Origin of the sequence: Streptomyces sp. NPDC007164 (assembly GCF_040634135.1) — a bacterium.
Lineage (GTDB): Bacteria > Actinomycetota > Actinomycetes > Streptomycetales > Streptomycetaceae > Streptomyces > Streptomyces sanglieri.
On record NZ_JBEYFB010000001.1, the window covers coordinates 377001 to 393785 of the forward strand.

The window sequence follows — 16785 nt, forward strand, 5'->3', positions numbered from 1 at the left end:
TCCCAGCCCGGACATCACCACGCAGGCGGGACTACCCCAACGCGGACTTCACCACATCGGCCAGCCGCTCGGCGATCGCCCGGGCCTGCTCGATGTCGGCCGCCTCGACCATGACCCGCACCAGCGGCTCGGTGCCCGACTTGCGCAGCAGTACGCGTCCGGTGGAGCCCAGCTCACGCTCGGCCTCGGCCACGGCCGCGGCGATCTCCGGGGAGGTGTCGACCCGGGACTTGTCGACGTCGCGGACGTTGATCAGCAGCTGCGGCAGCCGCTGCATGACCCCGGCCAGATCGGCGAGCGTACGGCCGGTGGCAGCGACCCGGGCCGCCAGCAGCAGGCCGGTCAGCGTGCCGTCGCCGGTCGTGGCGTGGTCCAGGACGATGACATGGCCGGACTGCTCGCCGCCCAGCGCGTAGCCCTCGGCCTTCATCGACTCCAGTACGTAGCGGTCGCCGACGGCGGTCTGGACGAGCTGGATGCCCTCCCGCTCCATCGCGATCTTGAAGCCGAGGTTGGACATGACGGTGCCGACCACGGTGTCCTTGCGCAGCTGTCCGGCCTCACGCATGGCGAGGGCCAGGACGGCCAGGATCTGGTCGCCGTCGACCTCCTCACCGGTGGAGTCCACGGCCAGGCAGCGGTCGGCGTCGCCGTCGTGCGCGATGCCGAAGTGGGCGCCGTGCTCGACGACGGCGGCCTTCAGCGGCTCCAGGTGGGTGGAACCGCAGCCGTCGTTGATGTTCAGGCCGTTCGGGTCCGCGCCGATCGTGACGACCTCGGCGCCGGCCCGCGCGAATGCCTCGGGCGAGACCCGGGAGGCCGCGCCGTGCGCCTCGTCGAGCACGACCTTCAGCCCGTCGAGCCGGTTCGGCAGGACCGCGACGAGGTGGGCCACGTAACGGTCGAAGCCCTCCGCGTACTCGGTGACGCGGCCCACACCGGCCCCGGTCGGGCGCTCCCACGGCTCGCCGGAGCGGTGCTGCTGGTAGATCGACTCGATGCGGTCCTCCAGCTCGTCGGAGAGCTTGTGACCGCCGCGCGCGATGAACTTGACACCGTTGTCCGGCATCGAGTTGTGGCTCGCGGAGAGCATCACACCGAGGTCGGCGCCCAGCACGCCGGTGAGATACGCCACCGCCGGGGTGGGCAGCACCCCGACGCGCAGGACATCCACGCCGGCGCTGGCGAGACCGGCCACGACGGCGGCCTCCAGGAACTCTCCGGACGCGCGTGGGTCACGGCCCACCACGGCTGTCGGCCGGGCCCCGTCGTGGGCGCTCCCCTCGGCGAGAACATGCGCCGCCGCGACCGAGAGACCGAGCGCCAGCTCGGCCGTCAGATCCGCATTGGCCACACCGCGCACACCGTCCGTGCCGAAGAGTCGTCCCACTGGTGTCCTCCGAAGATGCTCCGAAACCGCACAACCAAATCAACCAAAGCAAAGCAAAGCAACACCGCAACAGGATGCGCGGAACACCACACACCGACCGCCGGGCGGCACAAAGCCACCACAAACAAGCCTATGAACGTCTTATGCCGTTATACGCCCGAGGGTGCCGATAAACGAACGCCCCGGCAGCACGAGAAGTGCCGCCGGGGCGAACGTGTAAAGCAGATGAGCAGGCGGTTTAGCGCTTGCTGTACTGCGGGGCCTTGCGGGCCTTCTTGAGACCGGCCTTCTTGCGCTCGACCGCACGGTCGTCACGGGAGAGGAAGCCGGCCTTCTTCAGCGGGGCGCGGTTGTTGTCCACGTCCGCCTCGTTCAGCGCACGGGCCACACCGAGACGCAGGGCGCCGGCCTGACCCGAGACGCCGCCACCCGAGATGCGGGCGATGACGTCGTAGCGGTTGTCGAGTTCGAGCACCTTGAAGGGCTCGTTGACTTCCTGCTGGTGCACCTTGTTGGGGAAGTAGTCCTCAAGGGTGCGACCGTTGATCTTCCACTTGCCGGTGCCCGGAACGATCCGGACGCGGGCAATGGCGTTCTTCCGACGGCCAAGGCCGGCGGCGGGCTGCGGGTCGCCGAAGCGGGACGCCAGCGACTCGCTGGTGTACTCGCCCTCGACGGGAACCTCGGACTCGAAGGTGGTCACCTCGGCGAAGACCTCTTCGCCCTCGGTGCCCTCGATGGGGTTCTCAACAGTGGTCTCGGCCACGATTCTCCTCAGATCTTTCTTTTGGTCTTAGGGGGAGGCCGGAACTACTGCGCGACCTGGGTGATCTCGAACGGGACCGGCTGCTGAGCAGCGTGCGGGTGCTGGTCGCCCGCGTAGACCTTGAGCTTCGAGAGCATCTGACGGCCCAGGCTGTTCTTGGGGATCATGCCCTTGATGGCCTTCTCGACGGCCTTCTCGGGGCTCTTGGCGAGCAGCTCGTCGTAACGGACGGAGCGGAGACCACCCGGGAACCCGGAGTGGCGGTACGCCATCTTCTGGGTCTTCTTGTTGCCGGAGAGGTGAACCTTCTCGGCGTTGATGATGATGACGAAGTCGCCCATGTCCATGTGGGGGGCGTAGATCGCCTTGTGCTTGCCTCGGAGGAGGTTCGCAGCCGTGGTGGCCAGACGACCGAGAACGATGTCCTCGGCGTCAATGATGTGCCACTGGCGAGTGACATCGCCGGGCTTGGGGCTGTACGTACGCACTTCGTAGCCTTCGCTTCTTCAGTGGATGGGGTCCAGACACACGGCACCCCTGAAGCGATCATGCAGCTGGGGCTCGCAATGCCGGGGACGCTGCCCGTATGCGAGCCACTGGTAACTGCTCCAGGGAACCTACGTAAGGGCCCTTCGCGTGAGAACGACGAAGCCAATACGTATAACAGCCCCCGACACTACCCGCCCTGCCCCGGACGGGTCAAAACGCGTCGCCCGGGACGGCTTCCCGGCCCTTTTCGGACGGGCTCCGGCGCGGGTGCCCCGCCGTCCGCACCGTTACCCGGCGGGTGGGGTCTGCGTCTGCGCCTGCGGCAGTCGTATCGCCGGTGTGCAGACGCGAGCGATGCCGGGTGGGGACGTGCAGGGCAGTCCCCGCAGAAAATGGCGTACGACCCGGCCCCCTCCCGGACCCGGGTGAACACGCCATTTTTGAGGAGTCTGCCCGGAGCGGCACCACCCCCACCCACCGGACACGGCGCACCGCACCCTGCGGAGCACCCACGTCAGCGCACCCACGTCACCGCGCCCGCTCCACCCTCCGCTCGTCCCACACCGGCTCCGCCGTCTCGCGTACGACGCCGTCGGAGCCGAACACCAGGTAGCGGTCGAAGGACTTCGCGAACCAGCGGTCGTGGGTGACGGCCAGCACCGTTCCGTCGTAGACCTCAAGACCGTCCTGGAGGGCCTCCGCCGACTCCAGGTCCAGGTTGTCCGTCGGCTCGTCGAGCAGCAGCGCGGTCGTTCCGGCCAGCTCCAGGAGGAGGATCTGGAACCGTGCCTGCTGGCCGCCGGACAGCTTCTCGAAGGGCTGGTCGCCCTGCCGTTCCAGCTCGTAGCGGCGCAGCACGGACATCGCCCCGCCGCGGTCCTTGGCGTGCTCGGTCCACAGGATCTCGACGAGGGTGTGCCCGAGCAGCTCGGGGTGGGCGTGGGTCTGTGCGAAGTGGCCCGGTACGACCCGGGCCCCGAGCTTCCACTCCCCGGTGTGCGCGACCTGCTCGCCCGCGAGGAGCCGCAGGAAGTGCGACTTGCCCGAGCCGTTCGAGCCGAGGACGGCGACCCGCTCCCCGTAGAAGATCTCCAGGTCGAACGGTTTCATCAGGCCGGACAGCTCAAGGTTCTTGCAGGTCACCGCGCGTACCCCGGTCCGGCCGCCGCGCAGCCGCATCTTGATGTCCTGCTCGCGCGGCGGCTCCGGCGGCGGGCCCGCGTCCTCGAACTTCTTGAAGCGGGTCTGCATCGCCCGGTAGCGGGACGCCATGTCGGGGCTGATCGCCGCCTGCTGCCGCAGCCGGTGGACCAGCGCCTTCAGCCGGGCGTGCTCCTCCTCCCAGCGCCGCAGCAGCTCCTCGAACCGGGCGAACCGGTCCTTGCGCGCCTGGTGGTACGTGTCGAAGCCGGCGCCGTGCACCCACACGTCGCTGCCCGCCGGGCTCGGCTCCACGCTGACGATCTTCTCGGCGGCCCTGGAGAGCAGCTCGCGGTCGTGCGAGACGAACAGGACCGTCTTACGGGTCTCCTTGAGCCGGTCCTCCAGCCACCGCTTGCCCGGCACGTCGAGATAGTTGTCCGGCTCGTCGAGCAGCAGCACCTCGTCGGGCCCGCGCAGCAGCGCCTCCAGCACCAGCCGCTTCTGCTCACCGCCGGAGAGCGTGCGCACCTCGCGCCACTGCGCCTTCTCGTACGGGACGCCGAGCGCGGCCATGGTGCACATGTCCCAGACGGTCTCGGCCTCGTACCCGCGGGCCTCCGCCCAGTCGCTCAGGGCCTGCGCGTACTTCATCTGCGCGGCCTCGTCGTCGACGGTGAGGATCAGCTCCTCGGCCCGGTCGACCGCGAGGGCCGCCTCCCTGATGCGCGGCTGGGAGACGGAGACGAGCAGGTCCCGGACCGTGCGTTCGTCCCGCACCGAGCCCACGAACTGCTGCATCACCCCGAGCCCGCCACTCACCGAGACGGAGCCGCCGTGCGGCTGGAGGTCCCCGGCGAGCAGCCTGAGCAGCGTCGTCTTGCCGGCCCCGTTGGCCCCCACGAGGGCGACCACGGCCCCGTCCGCCACCCGGAACGAAGCATCGCCGAGCAGCACCCGCCCGTCCGGTAGGTAGTACTCCAGGTGGCCCGCTTCAAGATGTCCCATACACAGCATTGTCACGGCCCGCGAAGCCCTGGCCCAACCGGTTTACGTCTCCTCTAGGATCGCGGCATGAGCTTTGGGCAAGGGGAGCCCTCCTGGGGGCCCGGGGGCACACAGACTCCGGACTGGGCAGCGCTGGCCGACGAGTCCGCCGCGCGCAAACGGCGCAAGAGGTGGCTGCTGATCGGCGGCGGTGTGCTCGCCACCGCGGCGATCGGCGCGATCGTGGCCACCGCCGTCATCTCGGCCAACAAGAACAACAGCCCCACCGGCTCCGGCAAGAACACGAGCGAGCTGCCCGCGCCGAGCGACCTGCCGAGCGAGACCGCCGAGCCCGAGCCGTCCTTCTCCTCGGTGGCGCCGCCGCCCCCGCCGAACCCGAAGGACTACATCTCCGACGCGAAGAAGGACCGGGCGCCGATCACCGTCGACGCCTTCTTCCCCGGCAAGAAGCTGACGATGGGCGACCGCGTCTACGCCAAGGGCGCGACGCAGCAGACGAAGAACTGCGCCGCGGCCACGAAGGGCGCGCTCGGCTCGGTCCTCGTGAACAACGGCTGCGACCAGGTGATCCGGGCCACCTACAGCAAGGACGGCGTCGCCGTCACCATCGGCCTCGCGGTCTTCCCGACGGAGGCCCGGGCCAAGAAGGCGGCCCGGCAGGCGAGCGGCAGCATCGCCACACTGAGCGGCTCGGGCGTGCCGGCCTTCTGTCCCCCCGGCTCGGTCTGCCGCCGCACCGCCAACTCCTACGGCCGTTACGCCTACTTCGCCATCAGCGGGTTCACCAACGGCAAGAGCGTCACCACGGCCGACAAGAACGCCTACACCACCGGCAACGACCTGACGAACTTCACGTTCCGGCAGATCCACCGCCGCGGCGAACTCCAGGCCTCGGCGGCCGCCACCGCCCCCGCCGCCTGACCCGGGCCGGGGATCTCGCGCGCCTTCCCTTCCTACGCCCCTTCCCCGCGGCCGTCGGCGCCGGGGCCGCAGCAGCCCCGCAGTGACTTCGTCGACGCCCGCGAACTCACCTGTGTAGGGTCTGCGGGTCCGAAGTGACGGACTTGTGTGCAGCTGAAAGCGTGGGGTGGGATGGCGGTCAAGGTCACGGTGGTGGTCCCGACGTACAACTCGGGGAGCCACATCGAAGCACTGGTCGATTCGCTGCTGCGGCAGACGCTGCCCGCGGACGAGTTCGAGGTGCTCTTCGTCGACGACGGTTCGACCAACGACACACCCGCGCGGCTGGCGGCCCTGGTCGGCGAGCACGACCACTTCCGGATGACCCGCATCCCGAACTCCGGGTGGCCGGGCAGGCCCCGCAACATCGGCGTCGAACAGGCCAACGGTGAGTACGTGCAGTTCGCCGACCACGACGACCGCATGGCACCCGAAGCACTTGAGCGGCTCTGCGACATGGCGCGGCGCAACGGTTCCGACATCGTCATCGGGAAGGTCGCGAGCAACTTCCGCAGCCGCGGGGTTCCCTACGGCCTGATGAGCCGGACCCGTGAGTCCTGCACCGTCTGGAACGCCCCGCTGATCGACAGCCTGACGCCGCACAAGATGTTCCGCACCGCATTCCTGCGTGAGCAGGGCATCGTGCACCCCGAGGGTCCTTGGATCCTGGAGGACCAGCTCTTCATGGTCCGCGCCTATCTCAAGGCGTCCGTGGTCTCGGTGGTGGGCGACTACGTCACGTACTCGTACTGGGCGCGCGAGGACGAGGAGAACGCCGGCACCGCGCTCATGGACCCGCGCTGGTACTACGGAAATCTGCGCCAGATCATGGCGACCGTGGTCGCGGGCACCGAGCCCGGCGCCGATCGCGACCGCCTCCTCCGCCGTTTCTACCGGGTGGAGATGCTGTCCAGGCTCGGCGTACCGGCGCGTGGCGCTCTCATGGACCCCCGGTTCGACGGCGACCCGTTCGAGGCGGTGAGCGAGCTGGCCGAGGAATTCGTCACCGACGGAATGCACGACGGCCTGGCCCCGCTCCTGCGGGTCCGTTCCACACTGCTGCGGCAGAACCGGCCCGAGGAACTGGATGAGTTCACCCTCCGCCAGACGGACCTCAAGGCCCGGTGCACAGCGCAGTCCGCGACCTGGAACCGCGACCGGCTCAAAGTCGCGTTCACCGCGCGCTTCGAAGAGAGACCCGACGGCTCGGGGCTCGTACTCTCCCGCGACGGCGACCGGCACTTCCTCGCGCCGTACCTGACGGACGGCATCGTCGACGAACCCGTCGACGTGACCCGCGAGTTGAAGACCTTCAAGGTCGATGTGCTGCTGCGCCACACGGAGACCGCACATGTGTGGGTCCTCCCGCACCGGACGTCCCTCGTTCTTGAGGAAGAACGCGGCGCCGACGGCACCATGCTCGTACGCCCCCTCGTCACCGGGACCGTGACGATCGACCCGCGGCATGCCGCGGGTGGCGGACCGCTCGTGGAGGGCCGGTGGCAGGTCCAGGTCCGGCTGTCGGGAGCCGGCCTCGACCGGTACGCGGAACTCGGCGAAGCCACCCCGGCCGCCGGCCTCCCGGTCCCCGCCCCGCAGGTCCTCGCCGGTCACAGGATCACCCCCGCCCACACCGACACCGGCCTCACCCTCGTCGTACGCGCCACCGACGACACCCCCGCGCTCCGCCCGCCCAAGGTCAGCGTCGTCGTCCCCACCCACGAGGCCTCGCCGGAGTCCCTCCGGGAAACGCTCGACTCGCTCACCGCCCAGACGCTGCCCGCCCGCGACATCGACGTCGTCCTCGTCGGCGATGGCGACGGAGAGGTGCTCCCCCCGAGCGACGCCGCCTCCCGCAACACCGGAATCGACGCGGCCACCGGCCAGTACGTGCTGTTCATGGAGGCCGGCGACCGTCTCGCCCCCGACGCGCTGCGGCGGATGTACGACTACGGCATGGAGCACGACGCCGACATCGTCGTCGGCAAGCTCGCCGGCAAGGACCGTGCCCTGCCGCGCGAACTCTTCGTACGGGACCGGCCCCGGGCAACGCTCGCCAAGGACCCCCTCGCCGACAGCCTCACCGCCAACAAGCTCTTCGACCGGGCCTTCCTCACCGAGCACGCCCTCCGTTTCCCGGAGGACCGGCACCCGCTGTCCGAGCAGCTGTTCACCGCACAGGCATATCTGCGGGCGGGCCACGCCTCCGTACTCGGCAGCCAGGTCTGCTACCACTACGGCCCGAAGCGCCCCGCCGCCCCCGTGCCGGCCGCCGAGTTCTACGCGGCGCTGCCCGCACTCCTGGAGACCGCCGACACCCTGGCCGGTCCCGGAGCGGCACGCGACCGGCTGCACCGGCGATGGCTGCGCGTCGAGGTGCTCGACCGGATCGGCGGCAGACAGTTCCTGGAACTGGACGAGGAGACCCGCACCGAGTTCCTCCACGAGATCCGCGGGGCACTGAGCGGCCGGGTGTCCGGGACCGCGGTGGCGGGCCTTCCGGTCTCCCGCCGCGTGGCCATCGGCCTGATCGAGGACGGGGACCAGGACTCCCTGGTGCGGCTCATTGAGTGGGAGAACTCCATCGCCTGCCGCCCCACCCTCACCGAGCTGTCGTGGCAGGACGACGGCACGATGCACATCGCCTTCGGCGCCCGGCTGCACGCCGCCGACGGCCCGGTCGGAGTCACGACCGGCGACGGCGACGACGGGGACCGGCACGTCCTCACCCCGACGGGCCTCCCCCAGCCCCTCCTCGACCGATTCGCCGCCGAACCGCTCACCGGCGGCGCCTCCCCGGACAAGGCATCCGTGGTCCTGGTCCTGCGAGAGCGCAGCAGCGGCGCCGAGTACCGCATGGTCACGGAGAGCACCGTCGTCCGCGGCGACGGCGGCCTGACGGTGACCGGCTCCACCGGACTGGATCCCGCCCGTGCGGTCGCCGGTTCACCGCTCGGCCAAGGCATCTGGGACCTGTCCGTACGCCTCAACGCGCTCGGCTGGACCAAGTCGACCCGCCTCGGCAAGGAATGCGCGCCCGAGGTCCCCGCACAGCTCACCGCTGTGGCGCACCCCACCGAGCGGCCCCTCCGCATCACCCCGTACTGGACCAATCCGCACCGCGACCTGTCGCTGCGTGTCGAAGTCCCCGAACCGCCGAAGCCGGCCGCCGCCGCGCCCCGGCCCCGCAGGCCGCGCCTGCTCAGCCGGGTCGCCCGGATCGTACGCAAGCGCTGACGGACCGGCCCCGGCCGCCCCGCGGCTCTCAGCAGCACCCGCCCCCGGGAAGCGTCCGCACATTGCGCGCCTCCCGGGCGCGGGCGGCCAGCAACTCGTCGGCGGGGTAGGCCACTTCCTCCAGTGTCAGTCCGTGCGGGCGCACCACGTGCACGCCGGGGTCGCGGACGCGGGCCGCGAGCACCTGGGCGGGCCACTCGGCGGGACGGCGTCCGTCGCCGACGAAGAGCGCGGCGCCGATCAGCGCGCGGACCATGTTGTGGCAGAACGCGTCCGCCTGCACGGTCGCCGTCATGATGCCGCTCGCCCCGTCGCGGACCCAACTCAGCTTCTGCAGCGTACGGATGGTCGTCGCGCCCTCGCGCTTCTTGCAGTACGCGGCGAAGTCGTGCTCGCCGGTCATCCGGGCGGCCGCCTCGTTCATGGCGGCCACGTCCAACGGCCGGTCGTGCCACAGCACATGACCGCGCAACAGCGGATCCACCCCGCCGGGGCGGTCGGCGACGCGATAGGCGTAGCGACGCCACAGCGCCGAGAACCGCGCGTTGAAGCCCTCGGGGGCCGGTGCGATCCGCCAGATCCGCACGTCCGGCGCCATCCGCCCGGCCATCCGCCGCAGCAGCTTGTCGCCGTGCTCGGCCCACACCTCGTCCGGCAGGTCGACGTGCGCGACCTGGCCCCGGGCGTGCACCCCCGCATCGGTCCGGCCGGCGACGGTCAGGTCGTACGTCCGCGAGGAGCGCGTCACGGTCCGCAGCGCGTCCTCGATCTCGCCCTGGACGGTCCGCCTGGCGGTCTGCTTCGCCCAGCCCGAGAAGTCCTTGCCGTCGTACGCCAGGTCCAGCCGCACCCGTACGGAGCCGGGCTCCACCTCGTCACTCACCCATGGGTCCTTTTCTACCGGTGCACGCGGCACACGCGGGTACATGCGGAACGGGCCCGCACCGCCCCGAAGGGTGGTGCGGGCCCGTCCAGTGGTCTCAGAACGCTCAGGCGTCCTTCGACTCGGCGTCGTCGGCCGGCTTGGCGTCCTCGACGGCCTCGGCCGGAGCCTCGTCCTTCTTGAGGGCGTCTTCCTTGACCGCACGCTTCGTCGCGGCCTCGGCCTCACCGGTGGCCTGCTGGGCCACGGTCAGCGCCTCGACCAGCTCGATGACCGCCATCGGGGCGTTGTCGCCACGACGGTTGCCGATCTTGGTGATGCGGGTGTAACCACCGGGGCGGTTCTCATACCGCGGGGCGATCTCGGTGAAGAGCGTGTGGACGACGCCCTTGTCCGTGATCGACTGCAGCACCAGGCGACGGTTGTGGATGTCGCCCTTCTTCGCCTTGGTGATGAAACGCTCGGCGACCGGACGCAGGCGGCGGGCCTTGGCCTCGGTCGTGGTGATGCGGCCGTGCTCGAACAGCGACTTCGCGAGGTTGTTGAGAAGAAGCTTCTCGTGCGCAGCGCTGCCGCCCAGACGGGCACCCTTGGCGGGCTGAGGCATGGTTTTTCTCCTTGTGTGCTGCACCGGCCGTATCAGGTACCGGTGTCAGTTCCCGTGCGGCGGACGCCACCCGGAAGTTCAAGAGCCGGCGGGCGAGATCAAGCCCGTCCGACGATCGAGGCCAGAGCCTCACCCCGGTCCGGGGCACCCAGGAGAACCCGGGCACCCCGGCCGGAGGCGGATCAGTACTGCTCGGTCTCCACGAAACCGGCGTCCGCGTCGTCGTCGGCGCCGAAGGCGTCGGCGGCGGCGGTCGGGTCGAAGCCGGGAGGCGAGTCCTTCAGCGCGAGGCCCATACCGGCCAGCTTCGCCTTGACCTCGTCGATCGACTTCGCACCGAAGTTGCGGATGTCGAGCAGGTCGGCCTCGGAACGGGCCACGAGCTCACCCACGGAGTGGATGCCCTCGCGCTTGAGGCAGTTGTACGAACGGACCGTGAGCTCCAGCTCCTCGATCGGCAGCGCCAGATCGGCGGCGAGCGCGGCGTCCGTCGGGGACGGGCCCATGTCGATGCCCTCGGCGTCGATGTTGAGCTCGCGCGCCAGACCGAACAGCTCGACCAGGGTCTTGCCGGCCGAAGCCATGGCGTCACGGGGACGCATGGCCTGCTTGGTCTCGACGTCGACGATCAGCTTGTCGAAGTCGGTGCGCTGCTCGACACGGGTCGCCTCGACCTTGTACGTGACCTTGAGCACCGGCGAGTAGATGGAGTCGACCGGGATACGGCCGATCTCCTGGCCCGCCTGCTTGTTCTGGACGGCGGAGACGTAGCCGCGACCGCGCTCGACGGTCAGCTCCATCTCCAGCTTGCCCTTGCCGTTGAGCGTGGCCAGGACCAGGTCCGGGTTGTGCACCTCGACACCGGCCGGCGGGGCGATGTCGGCAGCGGTGACCAGGCCGGGACCCTGCTTGCGCAGGTACATCACGACCGGCTCGTCGTGCTCCGAGGAGACGACCAGCTGCTTGATGTTGAGGATGAGGTCGGTGACGTCCTCCTTGACGCCCGGCACGGTGGTGAACTCGTGCAGGACACCGTCGATCCGGATGCTGGTGACAGCAGCGCCGGGGATCGAGGAGAGGAGCGTACGGCGAAGAGAGTTGCCGAGGGTGTAACCGAAGCCCGGCTCCAGCGGCTCGATGACGAACCGGGAGCGGAACTCGTCAACGACCTCTTCGGTCAGCGACGGACGCTGAGCGATAAGCATGTTGCGTTCCTTCAGTCGTGGGCGCCCACTATTTGACGCCCCCAGATACTGACAAGGGTACGGGCGGCACGACCCCGAAGGGGCCGTACCGCCCGGACCCACGGGCTACTGCTTGGAGCAGAGCCCGAAAAAATCAGACGCGGCGACGCTTGGGCGGGCGGCATCCGTTGTGCGGGGTGGGGGTGACGTCCTGGATCGAACCGACCTCCAGGCCGGTGGCCTGGAGCGAACGGATCGCGGTCTCGCGGCCGGAGCCCGGACCCTTGACGAAGACGTCAACCTTGCGCATGCCGTGCTCCTGCGCGCGGCGGGCGGCCGACTCGGCGGCCATCTGCGCGGCGAAGGGGGTGGACTTGCGCGAGCCCTTGAAGCCGACGTGGCCGGCGGAGGCCCAGGAGATCACGTTGCCCGAGGGGTCCGTGATCGAGACGATCGTGTTGTTGAACGTGCTCTTGATGTGCGCGTGGCCGTGAGCGACGTTCTTCTTTTCCTTGCGACGCACCTTCTTGGCTGCGCCCTGACGACCCTTGGGGGGCATGTCTTGACTCCAGATGGAGAGGGGAGGTGATCGGTCCTACAGCGAAGACCGCTGGTTGCTGCGGATGACCGGTGGCCCGGACGCCCGCAGTGCGTCCGCTGAGGACTACTTCTTGCCCGGCTTCTTCTTGCCGGCGATCGCGCGACGCGGGCCCTTGCGGGTACGAGCGTTCGTGCTGGTGCGCTGGCCGTGGACCGGGAGACCGCGACGGTGGCGGATGCCCTGGTAGCAGCCGATCTCGATCTTGCGGCGAATGTCGCCCTGGATCTCGCGGCGAAGGTCACCCTCGGTGCGGAGGTTGGCGTCCACGTACTCGCGGATCTTGACCAGGTCCTCTTCGGCCAGGTCACGAACGCGGGTGTTCGGGTTCACGCCGGTGGTGGCGAGGATCTCCTTGGACCGGGTGCGCCCGATACCGAAGACGTAGGTGAGGGCAACCTCCACGCGCTTTTCGCGCGGGATGTCAACACCTGAAACGCGTGCCATTCAATGGCTCCAGTTGTTAATTCGGGGGTCTTCCGCAGTGCCGCTCCCGACCGCCGACCTCTCGTGCCGAGAGGTGGTACGCCCGGGTCCCCGGCCCCCACCGGAGGTGTCGTCAGCCGAAGCTTGGACGGACTCTGCGTATGTACGTTTTACGTGCGTCGCGCGAAGTACTGCGAGATGCAGGGGGTCGTGCGTCAGCCCTGGCGCTGCTTGTGGCGCAGGTTGTCGCAGATGACCATGACCCGACCGTGACGGCGGATCACCTTGCACTTGTCGCAGATCTTCTTGACGCTCGGCTTGACCTTCATGGGATGTCAGGTTCTCCGGGTCAGTGCCGTCACCGCGCAGGAGCGAGGTGCAGGCAAGATCTACTTGTAGCGGTAGACGATCCGGCCACGCGTCAGGTCGTACGGGGAGAGCTCCACGACGACCCGGTCATCCGGAAGGATTCGGATGTAGTGCATCCGCATCTTGCCGCTGATGTGCGCGAGGACCTTGTGACCGTTCTGGAGTTCCACCTTGAACATGGCGTTCGGGAGGGACTCGATCACGGTGCCCTCAATTTCGATGGCACCTTGCTTCTTGGCCACGCTTCGCCTTTCGAATCGGCTACCTTGATCGACTTTCGGCACAGCATGCGGACACACTGATGCACGAGAGCCGACGAGTCAGTCTACGTCAGCTGACCCCAAAAGACGAATCCGTCAAGTTTGCCCACCGGAGGAGATCCTTAGACCTCGACAAGCGGGTCAAATCCCCCGGGCTCCGTCAGCCGATGGGGCCTCCCCTGGTCCTCAAGACCTTGGGGAAGGGTCCGGCGCCGCCTCGATCCCGACCCCTCCTACACGCAGCCCTCGCGGGCTCGGCGCCGGAGCGCCTCACAGGCTTCGGCCGGCTGCGCCGGGCGCCGCCCGGCGGCATGCCGTCAGCCCAGCGGGTCCGGCGCCGCCTCGATCCCGTACTGCGCCAGCTTCTCCCGGCCGCAGTCGGGGGCGGTCAGGACCAGCGGGCCCTGTTCGGTGAGGGCGATCGAGTGCTCCCAGTGGGAGGACCAGGTGCCGTCCGTCGTGATGACCGTCCAGTCGTCCTGGAGCACCTCGGTCTGCGCCGTACCGAGCGAGACCATCGGCTCGATGGCCAGGCAGACGCCGGGGACCAGCTTGATGCCCTTGCCGCGCTTGCGGGCGACGTAGTTCAGCAGGTGCGGGTCCATGTGCATCTCGGTGCCGATGCCGTGGCCGCCGTAGTCCTCGATGATCCCGTACTTGCCGGTGGCGGGGCGGGGCTGGCGGCGGATGTAGGACTCGATCGCCTTCGAGATGTCGACGAGGCGGTTGTTCACCTTCATCGCGGCGATGCCGGCCCACATCGACTCCTCGGTCACCCGGGAGAGCTCGACCAGCTCCGGTGCGTGACCGGTGCCGACGAAGGCGGTGTACGCGGCGTCGCCGTGCCAGCCGTCGACGATCGCGCCGGCGTCGATGGAGATGATGTCGCCGTCCTTGAGGACCGTCTTCTCGTCCGGGATGCCGTGGACGACGACCTCGTTGACCGAGGTGCAGATGGTCGCGGGGAACCCGCCGTAACCGAGGAAGTTCGACTTGGCACCGTGGTCGGCGATCACCTTGCGGGCGACCTGGTCCAGGTCCAGCGTGGTGGCGCCGGGCACCGCCGCCTCGCGGGTGGCCGCGTGAATGGCAGCGACCACCAGCCCCGCCTCGCGCATCTTCGCGATCTGCTCGGGGGTCTTGATCTGCACCATTGCGCGGCGCCTCTCTGCATCGGACTGCATCGAACGGTGATGTCTGCGGCGTACTCACACAACGATACGGCGCAAACAGTCGGCCGCGGCGCCCATGGACGCCGCGGCCGACTGCACAAGTACTGCGGGGTTCTGCGCTCAGCCCTTGTCGGACTTGAGAGCCTCCATCGCGCGCTCGGTCACATCGGTGACCTTGCCGAGCGCGGAGATGGTGACCACCAGGTTCTGGGCCCGGTAGTAGTCGATGATCGGCTCGGTCTGCGTGTGGTAGACCTCCAGCCGGGTGCGCACCGTGTCCTCGGTGTCGTCGTCGCGCTGGTACAGCTCGCCGCCGCAGACGTCGCAGACGCCCTCGGTCTTCGGCGGGTTGTACGTCGCGTGGAAGACGTGGGAGCCGTCGTTCCGGCAGATCCGGCGGCCGGCGATGCGCTTGACCACCTCGTCCTCGGGGACTTCCAGGTCCAGGACCGCGTCGAGCTTGGTGCCCTCGTCCTTGAGCATGTCGTCAAGAGCCTCGGCCTGACCCACGTTGCGCGGGAAGCCGTCCAGCAGGAAGCCGTTCTCGGCGTCGGGCTGGGACATGCGGTCCTTGGCCATCCCGATGGTGACCTCGTCCGGCACCAACTGACCCTTGTCCATGTAGGAGCGGGCCTGCTTGCCAAGGTCGGTGCCCTGGCTGATGTTGGCGCGGAAGAGATCGCCCGTGGAGATCTGCGGAATCGACAGGTTCTTGGCAAGGTACGCAGCCTGCGTTCCCTTGCCGGCACCGGGCGGCCCGACGAGGACGATTCGCATCAGCGGAGGAACCCTTCGTAATTGCGCTGCTGGAGCTGACTCTCGATCTGCTTCACGGTCTCCAGCCCCACACCCACGATGATCAGGATGCTCGTCCCGCCGAACGGGAAGTTGGCGTTCGCACCGCCGAAGCCTGCCAACGCCATCGTCGGCACGAGAGCGATCAGACCCAAGTACAGCGAGCCCGGCCAAGTGATCCTGTTGAGCACGTAGCTCAGATACTCGGCGGTAGGTCGACCAGCCCGGATACCCGGGATGAACCCACCATACTTCTTCATGTTGTCGGCGACTTCCTCGGGGTTGAACGAAATCGCCACATAGAAGAAGGCGAAGAAGACGATCAACAGGAAGTAAGCGGTGATGTAGTACGGGTGGTCGCCCTTGACGAAGTTGTCCTTGATCCAGGTCGCCCAGCCCGCGGTCGAGTTGGAGAACTGGACGATCAGGGCGGGGATGTAGAGCAGCGAAGAAGCGAAGATGACGGGGATCACACCCGCCTGATTGACCTTCAGCGGAATGTACGTCGAGGTACCGCCGTACGACCTACGGCCGATCATGCGCTTCGCGTACTGCACCGGGATACGGCGCTGGGCCTGCTCGACGAAGACGACGAGGCCCACCATCACGAAGCCGATCAGGATGACGGTGCCGAACTCGATCCAGCCGTCGGCCAGCTTGCCGCTGGTCTTGATGGCCCACAGGGCGCCGGGGAAGCTGGCGGCGATCGAGATGAACATCAGGATCGACATGCCGTTGCCGATGCCGCGGTCGGTGATGAGCTCACCGAGCCACATGACGGCCGCGGTGCCCGCGGTCATCGTGATGACCATCACGATGGTCGTGAAGATCGACTGGTTCGGCACGATCTGGTCGGCGACCGGGCAGCCGCTGAACAGCGCGCCACTGGTGGCGGTGGCCACCAGGCCGGTGCCCTGGAGGATGGCCAGCGCGACGGTCAGATAACGCGTGTACTGCGTGATCTTCGCCTGGCCGGACTGCCCCTCCTTCTTGAGCGCCTCTAGTCGGGGGATGACCACGGTCAGCAGCTGAAGAATGATGCTGGCCGTGATGTACGGCATGATGCCGAGCGCGAAGATCGTGATCTGCAGCAGTGCACCACCGCTGAACATGTTCACCAGGCCGAAGAGGCTGTTGTTGCCCTTGCTGGCCTGATCAACACAGGTCTGGACGTTCTCGTAGCTCACTCCCGGTACCGGGATGTGTGCCCCGAGCCGGTAGAGCACGATGATGCCGAGCGTGAAGAGCAGCTTCTTGCGCAGGTCGGGCGTCTTGAACGCCCGGGCGAACGCGGTGAGCACGGTGCCTCCTGCGACCCCCGCGCAATGCGTAGAGGTGACGGTCTTGAGGATCGACGAATACGTAAAAGTCAAAGTCCCCGGGGCGGGTGCCCAGAGGGATACCACACAACAACGCACGCCACCTTACCGGCGACCATGCCCCCCTAGGAACGACCAACCGGGGATGCCCCATATGAGAGGCATCCCCGGTCGGATGTTCA

The 16785-nt window shown here is 68.5% G+C and carries 16 protein-coding genes; 2 read left to right on the top strand and 14 right to left on the bottom strand.

Annotated elements, in window-relative coordinates:
* Nucleotides 1-31 precede the first annotated feature (31 nt).
* From glmM to ABZ622_RS01585, 4 genes are all read right to left on the bottom strand, one after another.
* Entirely contained in the window at nucleotides 32-1390 is a 1359-nt protein-coding gene (glmM, locus tag ABZ622_RS01570; protein ID WP_360539289.1) for a phosphoglucosamine mutase, read from the bottom strand.
* 238 nt (nucleotides 1391-1628) lie between these two features.
* Nucleotides 1629-2156: a 30S ribosomal protein S9 gene (gene rpsI / locus ABZ622_RS01575; protein ID WP_030979658.1), complete on the bottom strand. Its 528-nt coding sequence runs from the start codon at nucleotides 2154-2156 to the stop codon at nucleotides 1629-1631.
* Nucleotides 2157-2200: 44 nt separating this feature from the next.
* Nucleotides 2201-2644 (bottom strand): 50S ribosomal protein L13, encoded by a 444-nt coding sequence (gene rplM, locus ABZ622_RS01580; protein WP_360539291.1) that lies wholly within the window; start codon nucleotides 2642-2644, stop codon nucleotides 2201-2203.
* Nucleotides 2645-3173: 529 nt separating this feature from the next.
* Nucleotides 3174-4802, bottom strand: coding sequence for an ATP-binding cassette domain-containing protein (locus ABZ622_RS01585; RefSeq protein ID WP_360540229.1), 1629 nt, complete (start codon nucleotides 4800-4802; stop codon nucleotides 3174-3176).
* A 57-nt stretch (nucleotides 4803-4859) separates the two neighbouring features.
* On the opposite strand from ABZ622_RS01585, the gene ABZ622_RS01590 reads away from it, so the two are divergent.
* Together ABZ622_RS01590 and ABZ622_RS01595 are read left to right on the top strand one after the other, a co-directional pair.
* Complete coding sequence (locus ABZ622_RS01590) at nucleotides 4860-5714, top strand: hypothetical protein (protein WP_360539293.1); 855 nt, start codon at nucleotides 4860-4862, stop codon at nucleotides 5712-5714.
* A gap of 171 nt (nucleotides 5715-5885) precedes the next feature.
* Nucleotides 5886-8990, top strand: a complete 3105-nt coding sequence (locus tag ABZ622_RS01595; RefSeq protein ID WP_360539295.1) for a glycosyltransferase — start codon at nucleotides 5886-5888, stop codon at nucleotides 8988-8990.
* 28 nt (nucleotides 8991-9018) lie between these two features.
* Here ABZ622_RS01595 and truA read toward each other — a convergent pair whose 3' ends face one another.
* The 10 genes from truA to secY form a co-directional block, all read right to left on the bottom strand.
* Nucleotides 9019-9873: a tRNA pseudouridine(38-40) synthase TruA gene (gene truA / locus ABZ622_RS01600; protein ID WP_360539297.1), complete on the bottom strand. Its 855-nt coding sequence runs from the start codon at nucleotides 9871-9873 to the stop codon at nucleotides 9019-9021.
* A 106-nt stretch (nucleotides 9874-9979) separates the two neighbouring features.
* Nucleotides 9980-10480: a 50S ribosomal protein L17 gene (rplQ, locus tag ABZ622_RS01605; RefSeq protein ID WP_124716932.1), complete on the bottom strand. Its 501-nt coding sequence runs from the start codon at nucleotides 10478-10480 to the stop codon at nucleotides 9980-9982.
* A gap of 182 nt (nucleotides 10481-10662) precedes the next feature.
* Nucleotides 10663-11685 carry a DNA-directed RNA polymerase subunit alpha gene (locus tag ABZ622_RS01610; RefSeq protein ID WP_024755423.1) on the bottom strand — a complete coding sequence of 341 codons (1023 nt, stop codon included), beginning with the start codon at nucleotides 11683-11685 and terminating at the stop codon, nucleotides 10663-10665.
* 133 nt (nucleotides 11686-11818) lie between these two features.
* On the bottom strand, nucleotides 11819-12223 hold the full coding sequence (rpsK, locus tag ABZ622_RS01615) for a 30S ribosomal protein S11 (protein ID WP_003956432.1): 405 nt from the start codon (nucleotides 12221-12223) through the stop codon (nucleotides 11819-11821).
* A 105-nt stretch (nucleotides 12224-12328) separates the two neighbouring features.
* Nucleotides 12329-12709, bottom strand: a complete 381-nt coding sequence (rpsM, locus tag ABZ622_RS01620; protein WP_014047799.1) for a 30S ribosomal protein S13 — start codon at nucleotides 12707-12709, stop codon at nucleotides 12329-12331.
* Between the two features lie 194 nt (nucleotides 12710-12903).
* Complete coding sequence (rpmJ, locus tag ABZ622_RS01625; RefSeq protein WP_003956441.1) at nucleotides 12904-13017, bottom strand: 50S ribosomal protein L36; 114 nt, start codon at nucleotides 13015-13017, stop codon at nucleotides 12904-12906.
* Between the two features lie 60 nt (nucleotides 13018-13077).
* On the bottom strand, nucleotides 13078-13299 hold the full coding sequence (gene infA / locus ABZ622_RS01630; protein WP_003956442.1) for a translation initiation factor IF-1: 222 nt from the start codon (nucleotides 13297-13299) through the stop codon (nucleotides 13078-13080).
* A gap of 335 nt (nucleotides 13300-13634) precedes the next feature.
* Nucleotides 13635-14471 carry a type I methionyl aminopeptidase gene (gene map / locus ABZ622_RS01635; RefSeq protein ID WP_266913322.1) on the bottom strand — a complete coding sequence of 279 codons (837 nt, stop codon included), beginning with the start codon at nucleotides 14469-14471 and terminating at the stop codon, nucleotides 13635-13637.
* Between the two features lie 138 nt (nucleotides 14472-14609).
* On the bottom strand, nucleotides 14610-15266 hold the full coding sequence (locus ABZ622_RS01640) for an adenylate kinase (RefSeq protein ID WP_360539300.1): 657 nt from the start codon (nucleotides 15264-15266) through the stop codon (nucleotides 14610-14612).
* Nucleotides 15266-16585: a preprotein translocase subunit SecY gene (gene secY / locus ABZ622_RS01645; RefSeq protein WP_093540755.1), complete on the bottom strand. Its 1320-nt coding sequence runs from the start codon at nucleotides 16583-16585 to the stop codon at nucleotides 15266-15268. Before secY ends, ABZ622_RS01640 begins: the two co-directional genes overlap by 1 nt.
* Nucleotides 16586-16785 lie beyond the last annotated feature (200 nt).

What these genes read in the sequence shown, in the direction of transcription:
- rpsM (WP_014047799.1), bottom strand. Translation starts at nt 12,709, where the DNA reads ATGGCACGCGTTTCAGGTGTTGACATCCCGCGCGAAAAGCGCGTGGAG.
- ABZ622_RS01590 (WP_360539293.1), top strand. Translation starts at nt 4,860, where the DNA reads ATGAGCTTTGGGCAAGGGGAGCCCTCCTGGGGGCCCGGGGGCACACAG.
- rplQ (WP_124716932.1), bottom strand. Translation starts at nt 10,480, where the DNA reads ATGCCTCAGCCCGCCAAGGGTGCCCGTCTGGGCGGCAGCGCTGCGCAC.
- ABZ622_RS01585 (WP_360540229.1), bottom strand. Translation starts at nt 4,802, where the DNA reads ATGCTGTGTATGGGACATCTTGAAGCGGGCCACCTGGAGTACTACCTA.
- ABZ622_RS01610 (WP_024755423.1), bottom strand. Translation starts at nt 11,685, where the DNA reads ATGCTTATCGCTCAGCGTCCGTCGCTGACCGAAGAGGTCGTTGACGAG.
- ABZ622_RS01595 (WP_360539295.1), top strand. Translation starts at nt 5,886, where the DNA reads ATGGCGGTCAAGGTCACGGTGGTGGTCCCGACGTACAACTCGGGGAGC.
- rpmJ (WP_003956441.1), bottom strand. Translation starts at nt 13,017, where the DNA reads ATGAAGGTCAAGCCGAGCGTCAAGAAGATCTGCGACAAGTGCAAGGTG.
- map (WP_266913322.1), bottom strand. Translation starts at nt 14,471, where the DNA reads ATGGTGCAGATCAAGACCCCCGAGCAGATCGCGAAGATGCGCGAGGCG.
- ABZ622_RS01640 (WP_360539300.1), bottom strand. Translation starts at nt 15,266, where the DNA reads ATGCGAATCGTCCTCGTCGGGCCGCCCGGTGCCGGCAAGGGAACGCAG.
- rpsK (WP_003956432.1), bottom strand. Translation starts at nt 12,223, where the DNA reads ATGCCCCCCAAGGGTCGTCAGGGCGCAGCCAAGAAGGTGCGTCGCAAG.